This is a genomic window from Xanthomonas sp. DAR 35659 (assembly GCF_041242975.1).
GTDB lineage: Bacteria > Pseudomonadota > Gammaproteobacteria > Xanthomonadales > Xanthomonadaceae > Xanthomonas_A > Xanthomonas_A medicagonis.
In genome coordinates, this window is record NZ_CP162488.1 from 1,090,287 (window position 1) to 1,107,656 (window position 17,370).

Annotated in this window: 14 protein-coding genes; 8 read left to right on the forward strand and 6 right to left on the reverse strand. The window is 69.5% G+C overall.

Annotated features, from left to right (window positions below):
• The first annotated feature begins 75 nt into the window (after positions 1 to 75).
• Positions 76 to 1,416, forward strand: coding sequence for an MFS transporter (locus tag AB3X07_RS04690; RefSeq protein ID WP_369943194.1), 1,341 nt, complete (start codon positions 76 to 78; stop codon positions 1,414 to 1,416).
• Between the two features lie 63 nt (positions 1,417 to 1,479).
• On the opposite strand, the gene AB3X07_RS04695 is transcribed toward AB3X07_RS04690, so the two are convergent.
• The 4 genes from AB3X07_RS04695 to AB3X07_RS04710 form a co-directional block, all read right to left on the reverse strand.
• Positions 1,480 to 2,511, reverse strand: a complete 1,032-nt coding sequence (locus AB3X07_RS04695) for a LacI family DNA-binding transcriptional regulator (RefSeq protein ID WP_369943195.1) — start codon at positions 2,509 to 2,511, stop codon at positions 1,480 to 1,482.
• A gap of 97 nt (positions 2,512 to 2,608) precedes the next feature.
• The gene (gene phbB / locus AB3X07_RS04700; RefSeq protein WP_369943197.1) at positions 2,609 to 3,349 is read right to left on the reverse strand and encodes an acetoacetyl-CoA reductase; all 741 of its coding nucleotides are present in this window, start codon (positions 3,347 to 3,349) and stop codon (positions 2,609 to 2,611) included.
• Between the two features lie 106 nt (positions 3,350 to 3,455).
• Complete coding sequence (locus AB3X07_RS04705) at positions 3,456 to 4,781, reverse strand: CitMHS family transporter (RefSeq protein ID WP_369943199.1); 1,326 nt, start codon at positions 4,779 to 4,781, stop codon at positions 3,456 to 3,458.
• 124 nt (positions 4,782 to 4,905) lie between these two features.
• Positions 4,906 to 6,096 (reverse strand): OprO/OprP family phosphate-selective porin, encoded by a 1,191-nt coding sequence (locus AB3X07_RS04710; RefSeq protein ID WP_369943201.1) that lies wholly within the window; start codon positions 6,094 to 6,096, stop codon positions 4,906 to 4,908.
• Positions 6,097 to 6,319: 223 nt separating this feature from the next.
• Here AB3X07_RS04710 and AB3X07_RS04715 point away from each other — a divergent pair, with 223 nt between their 5' ends.
• From AB3X07_RS04715 to AB3X07_RS04725, 3 genes are read left to right on the forward strand one after another with little or no spacing between them, the layout of a single operon-like run.
• Entirely contained in the window at positions 6,320 to 7,027 is a 708-nt protein-coding gene (locus AB3X07_RS04715) for a response regulator (protein ID WP_369943203.1), read from the forward strand.
• Positions 7,020 to 8,408 carry a sensor histidine kinase N-terminal domain-containing protein gene (locus AB3X07_RS04720; RefSeq protein WP_369943205.1) on the forward strand — a complete coding sequence of 463 codons (1,389 nt, stop codon included), beginning with the start codon at positions 7,020 to 7,022 and terminating at the stop codon, positions 8,406 to 8,408. The genes AB3X07_RS04715 and AB3X07_RS04720 overlap by 8 nt, the downstream gene beginning before the upstream one ends.
• Positions 8,405 to 9,478: an ABC transporter substrate-binding protein gene (locus AB3X07_RS04725; RefSeq protein WP_369943207.1), complete on the forward strand. Its 1,074-nt coding sequence runs from the start codon at positions 8,405 to 8,407 to the stop codon at positions 9,476 to 9,478. Before AB3X07_RS04720 ends, AB3X07_RS04725 begins: the two co-directional genes overlap by 4 nt.
• A gap of 21 nt (positions 9,479 to 9,499) precedes the next feature.
• Here AB3X07_RS04725 and AB3X07_RS04730 read toward each other — a convergent pair whose 3' ends face one another.
• Both AB3X07_RS04730 and AB3X07_RS04735 read right to left on the reverse strand, forming a co-directional pair.
• Complete coding sequence (locus AB3X07_RS04730; protein ID WP_369943209.1) at positions 9,500 to 12,652, reverse strand: diguanylate cyclase domain-containing protein; 3,153 nt, start codon at positions 12,650 to 12,652, stop codon at positions 9,500 to 9,502.
• On the reverse strand, positions 12,649 to 12,843 hold the full coding sequence (locus AB3X07_RS04735; protein WP_369943211.1) for a hypothetical protein: 195 nt from the start codon (positions 12,841 to 12,843) through the stop codon (positions 12,649 to 12,651). The genes AB3X07_RS04730 and AB3X07_RS04735 overlap by 4 nt, the downstream gene beginning before the upstream one ends.
• A gap of 60 nt (positions 12,844 to 12,903) precedes the next feature.
• On the opposite strand from AB3X07_RS04735, the gene AB3X07_RS04740 reads away from it, so the two are divergent.
• The 4 genes from AB3X07_RS04740 (at position 12,904) to AB3X07_RS04755 (ending at position 17,350) form a co-directional block, all read left to right on the forward strand.
• Positions 12,904 to 13,542 (forward strand): LuxR C-terminal-related transcriptional regulator, encoded by a 639-nt coding sequence (locus AB3X07_RS04740; protein ID WP_369943212.1) that lies wholly within the window; start codon positions 12,904 to 12,906, stop codon positions 13,540 to 13,542.
• Between the two features lie 94 nt (positions 13,543 to 13,636).
• On the forward strand, positions 13,637 to 13,987 hold the full coding sequence (locus AB3X07_RS04745; RefSeq protein ID WP_369943214.1) for a DUF5713 family protein: 351 nt from the start codon (positions 13,637 to 13,639) through the stop codon (positions 13,985 to 13,987).
• 103 nt (positions 13,988 to 14,090) lie between these two features.
• Positions 14,091 to 15,020, forward strand: coding sequence for an ankyrin repeat domain-containing protein (locus AB3X07_RS04750; protein WP_369943216.1), 930 nt, complete (start codon positions 14,091 to 14,093; stop codon positions 15,018 to 15,020).
• A 32-nt stretch (positions 15,021 to 15,052) separates the two neighbouring features.
• Positions 15,053 to 17,350 carry an XVIPCD domain-containing protein gene (locus AB3X07_RS04755; RefSeq protein WP_369943217.1) on the forward strand — a complete coding sequence of 766 codons (2,298 nt, stop codon included), beginning with the start codon at positions 15,053 to 15,055 and terminating at the stop codon, positions 17,348 to 17,350.
• Positions 17,351 to 17,370 lie beyond the last annotated feature (20 nt).

A 17,370-nucleotide genomic window follows, 5' to 3' on the forward strand; every position in this document is an offset into this window, starting at 1 on the left:
AAAGACCCGAACATTCGCTCCGCCGCCGCGGTCCGCCGCCCGCGGTGTCCTTGGCTTCCTGTCAGGCTAATGCCCATGCGCTCCGATCGCCCCTTGCTTCCGCTGTCGCGCGTGCTGGCGCTCAATGCCGGCTTCTTCGGCGTGCAGTACAGCTTCGGTCTGCAGCAGAGCAACATGAGCCCGATCTACAACTACCTGGGCGCCGATCACGCCAGCCTGCCGTACCTGTGGTTGGCCGGTCCGATCACCGGGCTGGTGCTGCAGCCGCTGGTCGGCGCGCTGAGCGACCGCACCGTCACCCGCTGGGGCCGGCGCATGCCGTACATGGTGGTCGGCGCGCTGGTGTGCAGCCTGTGCCTGCTGCTGATGCCCTTCAGCGTGGCGCTATGGATGGCGGTGAGCCTGCTGTGGATGCTCGACGCGGCCAACAACGTGGCGATGGAGCCGTATCGCGCCCTGGTCAGCGACGTGCTGGCGCCGCGCCAGCGCCCGCTGGGCTACCTCACCCAGAGCGCCTTCACCGGGCTGGGCCAGACCTTGGCCTATGTGACGCCGCCGCTGCTGGTGTGGTTCGGCATGAACCAGGACGCGGCCAATGCGCATCGCATCCCCTACGTCACCATCGCCGCCTTCGCGATCGGCGCGGGATTCTCCGCCGCCTCGATCCTGCTCACCGCGCGCAGCGTGCGCGAGCCGGTGTTGCCGCCGCTGGAATTGGCGCGCCTGCGCGGCGCGCCGGCCGGGCCGCTGGCCACGCTGCGCGAGATCGCCGATGCGGTGCGGCACATGCCGCCGACGATGAAGCAGATGGCGCCGGTGATGCTGTTCCAGTGGTATGCGATGTTCTGCTACTGGCAATACATCGTGCTGTCGCTGTCGACCACCCTGTTCGGCACCACCGAGGCCGATTCGCACGGCTTCCGCGAAGCCGGCCTGGTCAACGGCCAGATCGGCGGCTTCTACAACTTCGTTGCTTTCCTTGCCGCGTTCGCGATGGTGCCGGTGGCGCGCCGGTTCGGCCCCAAGGCCACGCACGCGGCCTGCCTGCTCGCCGCCGGCATCGGCATGTGTTTGCTGCCGGCGATCCACGACCGCTGGCTGCTGCTGCTGCCGATGGTCGGCATCGGCCTGGCCTGGGCGAGCATGATGGGCAATCCCTACCTGATGCTCGCCGACAGCATTCCGCCCGAACGCACCGGTGTGTACATGGGCCTGTTCAACCTGTTCATCGTGCTGCCGATGCTGATCCAGATCGTGACCTTGCCGATGTACTTCGATTCCCTACTGCACGGCGACGCGCGCAACGTGATCCGCCTGGCCGGGGCGCTGATGTTGATGGCGGCGGTGGCGATGCTGTTGGTCAAGGGCCGGGAATCGGGAATCGGGAATGGGGAATCGAAGAAGGGACGTCGATAAGGCTTCAGTTCGCGCCGCCGCGCTTTTCCGATTCCCTACTCCCGATTCCCCATTCCCGGCTCCTCACGCCGAATCGCGCACCACCAGCCGCACCGCCAGTTCCACCGATTCCAGCGGCTCGCCGGCGATCAGGCCCAGCACGCCGTTCACCAGCAGCGTCGCCGCCTGCGCCAGATCCTGGCGCACCGTGGTCAGCGGCGGCTGGCTATAGGCGGCCAGCGGGATGTCGTCGAAGCCGACCAGCGAGATGTCCTGCGGCACGCGGTGGCCGGCCTCGGTCAGCGCGCGGATCGCGCCCAGCGCGATCACGTCGGAGGCGGCGAACACGGCATCGGGCGGATCGGCTTTCTTCAGCATCGCCCGCGTCAACCGGTAGGCGTCCTCGCTGAGAAAATGGCTGCGCGCGTGCAGCCGGGGATCGAATTCCAGGCCATGGCGCTCAAGCATGCTCCGGTAGCCGGCGAAACGCGGCGCCACTTCCGGCAACCGCTCGTCGCCCAGGAAGGCGATGCGCCGGCGACCGATTTCGATCAGGTGCGCGGTGGCCAGTTCGCCGCCGCGCAGGTTGTCGCTGCCGATGCTGACGTAGGCCTGGCCGTCGATGCGGCTGCCCCACACCACCATCGGCAGGCCGCCGCGCGCGGCCGCGTCCAGGGCGGCGTGTTCGGAACTCTGCCCGAGCATGATCACGCCGTCGGCGCGGCTGCCGCTGGCCAGGTCCTCGACCCAGTGGTCCTGGTGACGGTCCAGCTTGGACAGCAGCATGCTGCAGCCGCGCGCGGTCAACGCATCGGCGAGCAGCGCCAGCATGGTCATCATGAACGGGTCCGACAGCGGCTGCTCATGCGCGTGCATCAGTGGCACGGCGACGCAGACGATGTTGGAGCGCCGCGAGCGCAGGCTGCGCGCGACCGGATCGACGCGATAGCCGGCCTCGCGCGCCAACTGTTTGATGTAGGCGCGGGTGCGCTTGGCGACTACCGGGCTGTCGGCCAGCGCGCGCGAGACGGTGGACTCGGACACGCCGGCCATGCGCGCGATATCGGCCATCTGCAGGCGCGCGCCGGGCGGGCTGTGGTCGGGATTGTCGGGCATGCGGTGGCGGCGGGTGGCGCGTGGAGCGGGACCGGCAGTGTATGCCACCCGCCGCGCCGTGAACGCCTGCGCGTGCGCAGGCGATCGCGGCGCACGCCTACGCCATGTGCAGGCCGCCGTTGACCGCGTAGTCGGCACCGGTGACGTAGGCCGCCTCGTCGGAGGCCAGCCAGCCGCACAGCGCGGCCACCTCCTCGGGCTTGCCGAGCCGGCGCAGCGGCACCGAGGTGGCCAGACGGTCGAGCACGTCCGGCGGAAAGCTGCTGATCGCCGCGCTGGCGATGTAGCCGGGCGAAACGGTGTTGACGGTCACTCCGCGCGAGGCCACTTCCTGCGCCAGCGCACGGCTGAAGCCCTGCATCGCGGCCTTGGCGGTGGCGTAGTTGATCTGCCCGATCTGGCCCTTCTGCGCGCTGACCGCGCCGATGTTGACGATGCGCCCCCAGCCGCGCGCGGTCATGCCGTCCACCACCTGCTTGGTGATGTTGAACAGCGAATTGAGGTTGCTGGCGATCACCGCCTGCCAGTCCTCGCGGCTCATCTGCCGGAACAAGGTGTCGCGGCTGCCGCCGGCGTTGTTGACCAGCACGTCGATCTCGCCGACCTCGGCCTTGACCTTGGCGAACGCGGCGACGGTGGAATCCCAGTCGGTGGCGTTGCCCTCGGAGGCGATGAAGTCGAAGCCCAGCTCGCGCTGCTCGCGCAGCCACGCCGACTTGCGCGGCGAGTTGGGGCCGCAGCCGGCGACCACGGTATGGCCGTTGCGTGCCAGCTTCTGGCAGATGGCGGTGCCGATGCTGCCCATGCCGCTGGTGACGTAGGCGATTCTGAGGGTCATGGAGAACTCCTTCGGAGTTGGGAATCGGGAATGGGGGATCGGGAATGGTGGGAAGCGAGGGTGCTCTTGCGATTCCCGATTCTCGATTCCCCATTCCCGGCGGCGCTCAAGCCGCCAGCGGATACAGCGCGAACAGCAGGCTGCCCGCCATCAGCAGCAGCGAAATCAGCACCGCCCACTTCAGGGTGAAGCGCTGGTGGTCGGCGAAATCGACCTTGGCCAGGCCGACCAGCAGGTAGGTGGACGGCACCAGCGGGCTCAGCAGGTGCACTGGCTGGCCGGCCAGCGAGGCGCGGGCCATTTCCACCGGGGTGATGCCGTAGTGGCTGGCCGCTTCGGACAGGATCGGCAGCACGCCGAAGTAGAAGGCGTCGTTGGACATGAAGAAGGTGAACGGCATGCTGGCGATCGCGGTGATCACCGCCAGGTACGGGCCCCAGGCGTCGGGGATCACCGCCAGGAAGCTGCGCGACATCGCCTCGACCATGCCAGTGTTGGAGAGGATGCCGGTGAACACGCCGGCGGCGAAGATCAGCGACACCACCGACAGCACGTTGCCGGCATGGTTGACCAGGCGCCGGCGCTGTTCGGCCAGGTTCGGATAGTTGATCAGTAGCGCCAGCGCGAAGCCGATCATGAACAGCACCGGCATCGGCAGCACGCCGATCACCAGCGCGGCCATCAGCGCCAGGGTCAGCGCCAGGTTCACCCACAGCAGCTTGGGTCGCTTGATGTCCTCGGCGTCCTCCACGGTCGGCAGCGCATCGCCGTCGTCGGCCACGCTGCTGTCCAGCCAGGCGTCGCCGGGCAGGGTGGCCACGCCCAGGCGGCGCCGTTCCTGCATGCCCAGGTACCAGGCCAGGACCAGGATGCCGGCGATCGCCAGCGCCATCGCCGGCACCAACGGCACGAACACGTCGGCCGGGTCCACGTGCAGCGCGGTGGCCGCGCGCGCGGTCGGGCCGCCCCATGGCGTCAGGTTCATCACGCCGCCGGCGAGGATGGTCACGCAGGTCATGTTCAGCGCGTTCATGCCCAGGCGCCGGTACAGCGGCAGCATCGCCGAGACGGTGATCATGTAGGTGGTGGAGCCGTCGCCGTCGAGCGAGATCAGCAGCGCCAGCACCGCGGTGCCGACCACGATCTTCATCGGGTCGCCCTTGACCAGGCGCAGGATGCGCCGCACCAGCGGATCGAACAGCCCGGCGTCGATCATCACCCCGAAGTACAGGATCGCGAACATCAGCATCACGCCGGTCGGCGCGATCTTCTTGATGCCTTCCAGCATCATCTCGTTGATGCCGGTACCGAAACCGCCGGCCAGCGCGAACACGATCGGCACGATGATCAGTGCAACCAGCGGCGATAGCCGCTTGCTCATGATCAGGTACATGAAGGTGATGACCATTCCGAAACCGAGCGCGGTCAGCATGGAAGTTCCTTGGGTGGTGCGGGGAAGAGGTGTGGCGCTCTTGTAGGAGCGGCTTCAGCCGCGACAGCCAGGCAGCAGAAAGATCCTGTCGCGGCTGAAGCCGCTCCTACAGAGAACAGCGGAATCAGAAGTCATACTGGAAGCGACCAGTGATCGCGCGGGTATGGTCAAGCGTCGTGCCGGCCAGGTGATCGCGGTTGCGGCTGTCGATCAGGTTCAGCATCAGCCGCAGGTTGGGCTTGAGATACCAGTTGCCGGCCAGCGTCCACGACGCGGTCGAGGCATCGAGGAAATCCGCCTGGCCATCCAGGTGCTGCGTGCCCTGCATGCGGTCGTAGCGCAGCGCCAGTTCGAACGCGCCGCGCGGATGGTTGACCTGCTTGATGCGGGTGAAGCGCCCGGTCTTGCCGTCGTAGCGGCGCGATTCGCCGGTGACGAACCAGCTCACGAAGCCGTAGGCGGACAGCACCTGCGCGCGTTGCGCGCCGTCGTCGAACACGCCGCCGCTGAATTCGCCCTGCCACGACAGCGGGCCGCTCACCTGCGCGTACTCCAGCGACCACTTGTCCACGTCGGTGTCGCGGCCGTCGGCGAAGCGCGCCAGGGTGATGCGGCTGTCGTCGGACAGATGCCCGGCCGGGCGCGGGCGGATGCTCAAGGCCGGCGCGCCGTTGGCGCCGGGATGGTCGTAGCGCTCATGCGCCAGCGACAGGCCCAGGTGCAGCACGTCGCCCTCGCGCGCGCCCGGCGCCCAGGTGCCGCGGCCGCCGACCGCGTCGCCCTTGATGTTGGACACGTCGATGCTTTCCAGGCTGTAGACGCTGGCGGCCCAGGTGTAGTCCTTGCCGGCGGCCTGCCACGACACCGCCTTGCGGTACAGCGGCGCCAGCGTACTGGCCGCGCCGCTGCGTTCCAGGAACTGGCCGAAGTTGGAGCCGGTGCGGTCGTCCAGCGAGAAGTACTGCTTGAACTGGCCGATGCTCAGCGTGCCGGCGTCGAAGGTGCGGGTCAGGTAGACGTCCTTGGCCTCGATGCCCTTGCCGTTGAAGTCGTCCTGCAGCCCGGCGAAATCGCCTTCGACCTTGTAGCCGAAGCCGAAGAACTTGCCGGACACATCTAGCCACAGCCGGCGGATCTCGGTGTCGTCGGGATTGGGCGTGCCGCGGCCATCGTTGTCGAACTGGGCGAAGTCCCAGTGCAGGCGCCCGCCGAGTTCGGCCGTGACCGGGCCGCTGTCGTCGTCGGCGGCGCGCGCCGTTGCGGCCAGGCACAGCAGCGCGCAGGCGCTGCCCAATGTCAGAGTCTTCAGTTCCACGTCCCCTCCCAGGTGCGTGTCGCAGCGATTGGATCGGTCCGGCGGCACCCGCCATGGACCGGCATGGGCGCAGCCTAGTCGGGCTTAGCTGTCATCGACCTGTCGGAAGGCCGGGAATGGGGAAGGGGGAATCGGGAATGGAAAAAGCGGGGTGTCGGAATGCGTTAGGCTTTTGCGGTTGCCGTTTCCATTCCCTATTCCCGATTCCCTGTTCCCGGCCCCAATGCGCCTGCTCCTAGTAGAAGACAACGCCGACCTCGCCGATGCGATCGTGCGGCGCATGCGCCGCAGCGGGCATGCGGTGGATTGGCAGCGCGATGGGTTGGGCGCGGCCAGCGTGCTGCGCTACCAGAGTTTCGACCTGGTGGTGCTGGACATCGGCCTGCCCGGGCTCGACGGCTTGCGGGTGTTGGCCGGATTGCGCGAGCGCGGCGATACCACGCCGGTGCTGATGCTGACCGCGCGCGACGGCATCGAGGACCGGGTGCAGGCGCTGGACGTGGGCGCGGACGACTACCTGGGCAAGCCGTTCGACTTCCGCGAGTTCGAGGCGCGTTGCCGGGTGCTGCTGCGGCGCAACCGCGGCCAGGCCAGCGAGGTGGTGCAACTGGGCGGGTTCGCCTTCGACAACGCCGCGCACAGCGTCAGCCTGGACGGCGTGCCGATCGAACTGCCCAATCGCGAGTACCGGTTGCTGGAGATCCTGATCGGCCGGCTCGGCCAGGTGGTGGGCAAGGACGAGATCGGCAACGGCCTGTTCGGCTTCGACGACGAGGCCGGGCCGAACGCGATCGAGCTGTACGTCGGGCGCCTGCGCAAGAAGCTGGCCGGCGCGCCGTTGCGCATCGTCACCGTGCGCGGGGTCGGCTACAAGCTGGAGGCGGCCGACGCCGCGCCGGCACCGCCGCACGATGGCGGCGGCGATGGCTGAGGCCGCGCTGCCGGCGCCATCGATCCGGCGCACGCTGCTGCTGTATCTGGGGGCGCTGTCGCTATGCGGGGCGGTCGCGCTGTTCTTCGCCGCGCGCGACTACGGCCAGCGGGCGGCCAACCGCTCCTACGACCACCTGCTGGTGTCCTCGGCGCTGTCGATCGTCGATTCGGTGGCGTTGGCCGAGGGCGAATGGCAGGTGGACCTGCCGTACGCGGCGCTGGACCTGTTGGCGATGGCGCCGGAAGACCGCGTGTTCTATCGCGTGTTCGATGCGCGCGGTCGCACCATCACCGGCTACGGCGACCTGCCGCGCGTGCCGTCGCTGCCGCGCCCCGGCGCGCCGCCGCAGTTGTTCGATGCGGCCTACAGCGGCGAGCAGGTGCGCTTTGTCGTGGTGGCGCGGCGGGTGTCGTCGGCATCGGCGCAGGACGAGGTGTGGGTGCAGGTGGGGCAGACCCGGCGCGCGCGCGCGTCGCTGGCGCAGGACGTGGTGTGGCATGCACTGGTCGCGATCGCGCTGCTGTCGCTGTTGTCGCTGGCGCTGGTGTGGCTGGGCGTGTATCGCGCGCTGCGCCCGTTGCACAAGATCGAGCGCGACCTGTCGCGGCGCGAGCCGTCGGACCTGAAGCCGCTGGCGGTGGCCGCGCCGCAGGAGATGCACCAGATGGTGGCGGCGCTGAACCGCTTCATGGCGCGCCTGGCCAGCAGCAACGAGACCTTGCGCGCGTTCATGGCCGAGGCCGCGCACCAGATGCGCACGCCGCTGGCGGCGCTGCGCGCGCAGGCGCAGCTGGCGCTGGACGACGACGATCCGCGCGACATGCGCCGCAGCCTGGAGGCGATCGAGCGCAACGCCACGCACATGAGCCGGCTGCTCAACCAGTTGCTCAGCGACGCCAGCGTGATCCATCGCTCCAACCTGCAGCGCTACGCCAGCGTGGACCTGGCCGAGGTGGTGCACCAGGCCTTGCACGAGGCGTTGCCGCAGGCGCAGCCGCGTCCGCGCGTGCAACTGGCCATCGCCAGCGAGACCGCACTGGTGCGCGGCGATGCCCTGCTGCTGCGCGAGGCGATCAAGAACCTGATCGACAACGCCAGCAAGTACGGCGGCGATGGCGCGCTGCAGGTGGCGCTGACCTGCGAGGCGCGCGAGTGCGTGGTGACCGTGGCCGATCACGGTCCCGGCATCGCCGCCGCCGATGCCGAGCGCGTGTTCGAACGCTTCGCACGCGGCGAGGGCGCGACCGCCGGCGGCGCCGGGCTCGGCCTGGCGATCGTCAAGCGCGTGGTCGACGGCCACGGCGGGCGCATCGATCTCTCCAATCGCGTCGGCGGCGGCCTGATCGCCAGCCTGCGCCTGCCCAGGTTGCATCCATGACCCCGTTTCGCTCGCTGCGCGTGGCGCTGTTGCTGCTCGGCTGCGCGGTGTACCACCCCGCGTGGGCCGCGCCCGGCGATATCCGCCGCTTCCCGGCGCAGGGCGTGCCCGAGGCGCGGCTGTGCATCCAGGGCTCCACCGACATCGAGGTGTTCGCCGCGGTGATTGGCGACTATCAACGACTGCATCCGCGCACCGAGGTGGTCTACCAGGACGTGATCGCCTGGGACATGTACCAGCGCTACCTGCATCCGGCGCCTGGTGCGCGCTGCGCCGACCTGCTGATCAGCGCCAGCATGGACCTGCAGACCAAGCTGGCGAACGACGGCCACGCGCTGGCGCACCGCTCGCCGCAGACCGAGGCGTTGCCGGCATGGGCGCAGTGGCGGCACGAGGTGTTCGGGATCAGCTACGAGCCGGTGGCCATCGTCTACAACACCGCGCGGCTGCCGGCGGCGCAGGTGCCGCGCACGCGTCGCCAGTTGCTGGAACTGTTGCGCGCGCCGGGCCAGCCGTTGCGCGGCAGGGTCGGCACCTACGACGTGGAGCGCAGTGGCGTCGGCTACCTGTTCGCGACCCAGGACGGGCAGATCGGCAGCATGGCCGGTGCGCTGCTGGCGGCGCTGGGCGACAACCAGGTGGTGTTGGAAGAGCGCACCGGCGTGCTGCTGGACCGGGTCGGTCGCGGCGAACTGCTGCTGGCCTACAACGTGCTCGGCTCCTATGCGCAGGCGCGGATCGACGCCGGCGCGCCGCTGGCGATCGTGCAGCCGGAGGACTACACCCTGGTCGCGCTGCGCACCGCGGTCATCCCGCGCGATACGCCGCATGCGGCCGAGGCGCGCCGGTTCCTCGATTACCTGCTGTCCCCGCGCGGCCAGCGGGTGTTGTCGCGCGAGGCGCGGCTGCAGCCGATCCTGGCGGAGGCGGGCGCCGCGGACCGTGCGACGCGCCCGGCGATGCGCCCGATCGCGCTTGGGCCGGGGTTGCTGGTGTACCTGGACGCGCTCAAGCGCCGCCAGTTTCTGCAGGCCTGGCGCAGCAGCATGCGCCGCAAGCCGCCGCGCTGAGGCACTGGCGCGGCGGGCCCTTCAACGCGCGAAGCGCGGCGCGTGCGCGGTGGAGTGCAGGATGCGCACGCTGTCGCCGAGGTGTTCCGGCGGGCTGCCGGCCAGCAGGGCCTGCACTCGCGGCCGATCCGGCGCCGGGCCGGCGTCCACGCCGACCCAGGCGTTCTTGCCGGCGCCCTTGGCCGCGTACAGGCAGCGGTCGGCCAGGCCCACGCTCTGCTCCCAGTCGCCCAGCGCCGGCCACGCCGCCACCAGCGGCCACGGCGCGAAGCCGATCGAACAGGTCAGCGCCAGCTCGCGCTGCTCCAGGACGAAGCGCTGCGCCGCCACCGCCGCGCGCAGGCGCTCGGCGAGCGTCGGCGCGGCCGTGTCGCGCGGCAGTCGGGTGACCAGCAGGAACTCCTCGCCGCCCCAGCGCACCAACAGGTCGCGCTCGCCGCACAGCGCGCGCAGCGCGTCGGCGCATTGCACCAGCGCGGTGTCGCCGGCCTGGTGCCCGTAGTCGTCGTTGATGCGCTTGAAGTTGTCCACGTCGATCATGAAGAAGTACAGCGCATCGACGCTGCTGCCGGCGTCGAGCTGGGCGCGCAGCGCCGGGCATTCGCGCGCCAGCCAGTCCTGCAGTTCGCGGCGGTTGGACACCCGGGTCAGCGGATCCAGGCGGGTGGCCGCCTCCAACTGCGCATTGCTCTGCAGCAGCTTCTGGTTGGCGCGCTCCAACTGCCGGGTGCGCTCGGCGACGGTGAGGTTCAGCAGTTCGACCATGTCGCGTTCGCGATTGACCGTGCGCCGCACGCGCTGCGTGGTCAGGCCCAGCAGCAATACGCCCAGCAGCGCGTAGCCGGCATAGGCCAGCGGATGCCGCCACGGCGGGGGCCGCACCTCGATCTGCAGCGTGCGCGAGGCGCCGAACTGGCCGTCGCGGCCGGCCGCCTGCACGTGCAGGGCGTACCGGTCCGGCGGCAGGTGGCTGACCGAGAACTCGCTGTGCGCGGTCTGCGGGTAGATCCAGGTCTTGTGCAGGCCGTCGACCCGGTAGCGCAGACGCGCCGTGCCGGGCGCGGTGAAGTCGATCGCGGTCATGCCCACGGTGAACACGTTGTCGCGATGGTCCAGCACGATCCGGTGCGCGTAGACGATATCGGTCTCGCTCTGCCGCTCGCCGGTGTTGCGGGTGTCGCTGGCGTCGAGCACGTGCAGGTCGGTCAGTACCGCGCGCGCCGGCGGGCTGCGCAGCGGCAGGCGGCGCGGATCGACCACGTCCACGCCCTGCGTGCCGCCGAAGTACAGCAGGCCGCGGTCGTCGCGGTAGCCGTGGCCGCTGTTGTACTCCTGGTTCTGCAGGCCGTCGCGGCGGCCGATGTTCTGCACGATGCGGGTCGCCGGATCCAGCACGCTCAGGCCGTTGTTGGTGCTCAGCCACAGCCGTCCCTGCGGATCGGGCAGGATGGTGTACACGACGTTGCTGCTCAATCCTTCGCGATCGGTATAGCGCGTGGCGAAGTCGCGCTTGAGGTCGATCCGGTACAGCCCGCCGGAGAAGGTGCCCACCCACAGCGCGCCGTTCTGTTCGTGCAACGACCACACCGACGCATACAAGCCGGTGCCGCCGGGACGATACGGCTCGGCCGCGCGATCGCCGCGCATGCGCCACAGGCCGCAATCGTTGCAGCCGATCCACAGCGTGCCCTGGGCGTCGCGGTACAGGCGGGTCAGCGTCCGCCCGGCCAGTGGCGCCCAGCGCGGGTCGTCCTGCACGCGGCCGTTGACCACCCGAGTCAGGCCGCGGCGGGTGGCGACCCAGAGCGTGTCGCCTTCGCCCAGCAGGTCGTTCACGTGCTCGTCGGCCAGCCCGTCCACGCGCGCCAGCGCGCCGCCCTCGCTCAGGTGCCACAGGCCGTGGCGGGTGCCCAGCCACCAGCCGCTGCGGTCGCGGGCGATGGCGCGCACGGCGCGCGCGGCCATCGGCGCGGAACTGCGCCACGGCGCGCGGTTGCCGTCGCGCAGCAACAGCCCCTGGTCGGTGCCGATCAGCATGCGCTCGCCGTCGCGCCAGAGGCTGCGCACGCTGGAGCTGGGCCAGGCTGCGGTGTCGCTGAGGTTCTCCTCGTCGTTGCGGATCACCGTCGACAATGGCCGTACCCGGTACAGGCCGCCGGTGTAGGTGCCGATCCACCAGGTGCCGGTGCCGTCTTGGTAGAAGCCGTTGATCGCGCTGCGCGGCGGCGCGTCGAAGTGCAGCCGCTGCGGCGCCGTCGCCGCGCTGTCCAGTTGCGTCACCGTGGCGTTGCTGGAACCGACCAGCACGCGTCCGTCGGCCAGGCGGATCAGGGCGCTGAGATCGCCGTGCTCGGTCAGCAGTTGCTCGCGGCTCCAGTGCGCCAGGACCGCGCCCCGCGGATCGAGCTTGAACAGCCCGGCACTGGCCGAGGCCAGCCACAGGCCCTCCGGTCCGGACTGCAGCGCCACGCATTCGCCGATGCCCGGTGGCGCGGGCAGCGGCTCGCGCGCGGTGGCGCTGAGCAGCCACAGCCGGCACTGCCGGTCCAGCGCCACCGCGCGCGTGCCGTCGGGCATCCAGGTCAGGCCGACCACCGGCGCATCGCCGCCGAGTGCGGCGACGCGGCTCACCGCGGCATCGACGTGGTCGATGCCGCGCTCGGTGCCGAGCCAGGCGCCGCCCTGCGGATCGATCAGGATCTTGGTCACCCGGTTGTGCGACAGGCCCTGCGCCATCGCCAGCCGATGCCGCCGCCAGGTGGCCAGTTCGATCACTTCCAGGCCCGCGTCGTTGGTGCCCAGCCACAGCCGGGTGCCGCGCGTCTCGAAGGCCAGGCTGTCGACGCTGCTGCTGAGCAGGCTTTGCCGGTCGCTGGGGCCCAGTTCGTGCCGATAGGTCCGGAACAGGTGGCCGTCGAAGCGGTTGAGCCCCTCCTGCGTGCCGATCCACAGGAAGCCCTGGTCGTCGCTCTGCAGCGCGTTGATCGAGAGTTGCGACAGGCCCTCGTCCAGGCCGAAGTGCTCCAGGCTGCTTGGCAGCGCGGGATCGTCGGCGGCGGCGACCGTGGCCGCCGCAGCCACGGCCAGGCTCGGCGTGCATAGCGCCGCCAGCAACGCGCAGCGGCGCGCGGCGGCACGCACGGCCGGCAGGAAGGTCGAAAGGAGTCGGCTCACGCCACGCTATCGGCCCAGGGCGGCGCTGCTTGAATGGTACCGATGCCCGGAATGTGCGCGATGCGCGCGGCCATGGCGTCGCGCCCGCCCGCTGTGCGCGTCGGCCACTCGCCAATGGTCCAGATCGAGGTCGTCCCGACCGGCGGCGAATCTGGTCCTCGTTCCGGCTGGTCGAGGTCCAGCGGCGCCATCCCGGGCAAGAACCGGCGCCGGGATACGTCCGCAGCCGCGGCGCATGCCAGACTGTCGCCATGGAGACGCCCAAGATCCTGGTCGCCGACGACCATCCCCTGTTCCGCGCCGCGGTGTTGCACGCGCTGCGCCAGGCCCTGCCGCGCGCGCTGGTGACCGAGGCGGCCAGCGCCGCCACGCTGGATGCCGCGCTGGCCGCGTTGCCCGACGCCGACCTGGTCCTGCTGGACCTGGCGATGCCCGGTGCGCGCGGTTTCTCGGCGCTGTTGCACGTGCGCGGCGAACATCCCGAGGTGCCGGTGGTGGTGATTTCCTCCAACGACCACCCGCGGGTGATCCGCCGCGCGCAGCAGTTCGGCGCGGCCGGTTTCATTCCCAAGTCCTCGCCGGCCGAGACCATCGGCATCGCGGTGGCGGCGGTGCTCGACGGCGGCACCTGGTTCCCGCCGCTGACCGCGGCACGCTCGGAGGCCGACGCGCAGTTGGCGGCGCGGCTGGCGCAGCTGACCCCGCAGCAGTTCCGGGTGCTGCTGTGCCTGGCCGACGGCCTGCTCAACAAGCAGATCGCCTACGAGTTGGGACTGGCCGAGAACACCGTGAAGGTGCATGTGACCGCGATTCTGAAGAAGCTCGAATGCCACAGCCGGACCCAGGCCGCGGTGCTGGTCAAGGCGCTGGAGCCGGAGGGCGAGGCCTGACCCCGGGCGCCGGCGGGGGGCGTTTTCTGCGACGCCCGGATACGCGATGCTATGCGCCGATGCCCGCGCCCCCGCGGGCGGAGACCACCGGACCATGCCCACCACCACCATCCGCAACGAGCAGACCGCCCACTATCCGTTCCTGCAGGAAATGCTGGACGACGACTACTTTCCCCGGTCGCTGGTCGGCAAGGGGCAGAAGATCCTGCTGCGCTTGTGCGAGGCGATCGAGGCGCAGGCCCCGGCGGACCTGCCGGCGCTGTACCGGCTGACCCACGCCGCCACCGAGGAGTTCAACGCCCTGGCGCTGGAATTCGAAGCCCACGACAGCGAGATCGAGACCGCCGCGCGCGAGAACATCGGCGTGGACTTCCTGTACATCGCCAAGGCCTACGGCTTCGAAGACGCCGACGTCGAGGAGCTGATCGCCCCGCGCGAGTGGTGAACGCCGCAGTGGGCGGCGGGCGTCGCGCGATGCGGCGAGGCGCGCGGCCGGAGCGAAGGCTGGGCGGCGCGCTCGCGACCCTGATGCTGCCCGGTTCGGTAACATGCGCGCGATCGATGTCGCCGGGGCGATCGAGGCCCCCGCGTTCAGCCATGGACTGGAAATGAACAATCTCCTCCCGCGTTGCCTGCTGGTGCTGTCGTTGCTGTGCGGCGTGTCCGGCTGCTGGCTGGCGCCGCCGTCGCCGGCCTCGCAGTCGGCCTACAGCCTGGACCGGGTGTTCTCCGACCCGAAGGCGCAGGCCCTGGCGCTGGCCGCCGAGCAGGGCAACGCGGCCGAAGTGCGGCGCCTGATGAAGGACGAGAAGGTCGACCCGGACCACATCTTCGGCGCCGACGGCATGCCGCTGCTGGCGTGGCCGGTGTTCACCGAAAGCCCTGAGGGGCTGCGGGCGATGCTGGAGAATGGGGCCGATCCGAATGCGGCGCAGCCCTATCCCAGAGAAAAGGGGCGAAGCCAAACCAATGCAAACAATGCCATGGTGCTGGCGGCACAAAAAGAAGATCAAGTTTACCTGCGCTTATTGCTCGACCACGGTGGCGATCCGAACACGCGCAATTCAAATGATGAGTCGTTGACATTTCATGCGCTGATTCATCAAAACAAGCAAAAAAACGTAAAACTCTTGATCGAGCGCGGTGCGAACGTGAATGATCGGGCTGGGATGGGAGGGACGCTCCTTGAGCTCTACACATCACGCGGCGGGTTTGAGATTTCCTACTGGTTGCTTCAGCATGGCGGTGACCCGAGCTTGGTCTATCAGTATGGAAAACCTGCCCATCGCCGTGACTCGCATGTGGTCCAATCGATGTTCTGGTACCCAGCTCCGGAAATTTCCCGTGAATGGCAGCGCAAGTGCCAAGTATGGCTGTTGCAGCATGGCTACAGTCGGCCTCCACTCTCCAATCAGTATCGTGAAATGAGGATGCATTTCGGATTCGCGATCGAAGAAAAAGATGTGCCTCTGCCCTGACCAAGAAAGTCTGAAAAAATAGGAAGGATTCTATGGCGACCAATGAAGAACTACAGCAACGGCAGGCCCTGCTGCGGCAACTGGCCGGTGAGAGCGGTGCGGATGCCGCTAACCACGGAGAGCAGCTAACGCAGATCTATCATGATCGTGAAATGGCGGGTCTTGCTGCGGATGTCTATCAGTCGGCTAAAGGCGAGGGGCAGGCGCCAACGGGCTGGGTACGAGTCAGCGAAGACTCCGATAGGCTTGGCGAATATGCCAAACAGCTGGGCGTAAGCAAAGAGGAACTTAAAGATCTGCTAAGTCCTCGGCAATCCGGCTTTCGCGCCGAGATCTACCTGCCGGATCCCAACGTCCTCGGCCCAGGCTACAAGCCGACCTTGGTCTTCAAAGGCTCCTCCGGCGAAGTGAAGATGCCGGACGGCACCCTGCGCGACACGACCGGCGAGGATTTTGCCGCCAACAACTTTCCGCAATCGGTTGGCCTGGAAACCGACTATTACGACCGCGCCATGAGCCTGGCGCTGAAATTGAAGGATGGCGGCGTCGACTTCGAAATCGCCGGCCACTCGCTCGGCGGCGGCCTGGCCTCGGCCGCCGCCGCCGTCACCGGGGCGCGCGCGACCACGCTCAACGCGGCCGGTCTGCATCCGGCCACCGCGCAGCGCTTCGCCGAACAGAATCCCGGCGTGCGGGTCTACGACACCCAGCGCATCGTCACCGCCTACCAGGTCAGCGGCGAGCTGCTGAACAACGGGATCCAGGAGAACGTCCACCGGCTCGACGCAGTCCAACGCCGGCAGTTGGGCGAGGTGATGCGCGAAACCTGCGAACTGCTCAACCAGGTGCCCGAAGGGCGCGCCATGCTCAAGCGCACCCTGGACGCCGCGGTGCCGCCACAGGCGCAGGGGGCAGTGCACGCGTTCGTCGACCGTCTCGCCGAGGGCGACACGGAGAAGTTGTTGGAGGAATTGCCGCTGGCCGCCGGACGTGTGCAGCCGTTGCTGGTCGCCAAGACCGTCGATGCCGACGGCAAGGTGGTCGCGCGGCGTTCGCCGCCGTCGCTGCAGGAGGTCAGCGAACTTGCCGGGCCGGCGTTAAGCGTGCTGCATGCGGCGACGCGCGGCGCCCATGCCGGCCACCGCGTCGGCGAAGCCGTCGCCGCGGCGGGGCGGCTCGCCGAGCGCGGCCTGGATGGTTCCGGCGATCTGGCCCGCGACGTCAGCGGGCACGCGGCGAACCTGGCCCGCGATGCGACGCACGCGGTGGGCACGACGATGGCCGAGGCGCGGTCGGCGTTCGGCGACGCCCAGTCGGACGCCGCGCGCTTGCGCGGCGAATTGCAGGCGCGCGGCGCGGCGCTGGGCGCGCGACTGCTGCGCGGCACCGAGCAGTTGTTGCCCGAGGCTTTGCAGGGCACGCTCGGCGGCCAGGCCGAACGCCTGGAACAGGCTGGCGCCGAAGCGCAGCGGCAGGCCACGCAGGAAGCCGCGCAGAGCCAGCGCGCGACCCGGGCCGACGTCGCCACGATCCGCGCGAGTTCGGCGCTACTCGGCGGATTGCAGCATGTGGGCATTACCGAGGCCGGACGGCAGCTGGATCGAGGTCTCGACGCCGCCGGGAAAGCGCTGTCCTTCGCCGCCGATCGCGCGCCGGGCGCGATGGCGGCGCAAAGCGCCGCCAGTGCCGGCACCGTCGCCGCCGCGCAGGAGTTGGTTGGCCCGGTCGGGAACTGGAACGCGGCCAAGACCGCCGCGCTCGCCGGGACCGTGATTCCCTCCGGATCGGAGGCGATGGAGCGCCACCTCAACGGCACCATCCTGCCGAGCATGGACAGCCGCGTCGCCGAGCGCGAAGCCGCGGCGCGGCAGCATCTCGCCGCGCCGGCGCAGCATCAGCCGCCGCCAAAGGCCAGCGATCCGTCCCAGCCCGGGCATCCGGACCATGCGCTGCAGCAGCAGATCAAGTCCGGCGTGGAGCGATTGAACGCGCAGCTGGGGCGCGGCTGGGATGAATCCAGCGACCGCCTGACCGCCAGCCTGCTGGTGTTGGCCAAGCGCGAGGGCTTGACCCGGGTCGATCACGTCGGGCTCAACGCGCCGACCGCGACGCTGCAGGCCGGCCAGACCGCCTTCGTGGTGCAGGGAGACAACAAGGATCCGGCCCACCTGCGCGCCGCCATGCCGACCGAACAGGCGCTGCAGACACCGCAGGCGCAGTCGTTCGCGCAGTTGGAGAGCGTCAATCGCGATCTGGCGCAGGCGCGCGCGCAGCAGGCGCAGAACGAGGCATTGGCGCAGCAGCGGGCGCCGGCACCGGCGTTGGGCTGAGCTTGGTGCGGTGTCTCGGT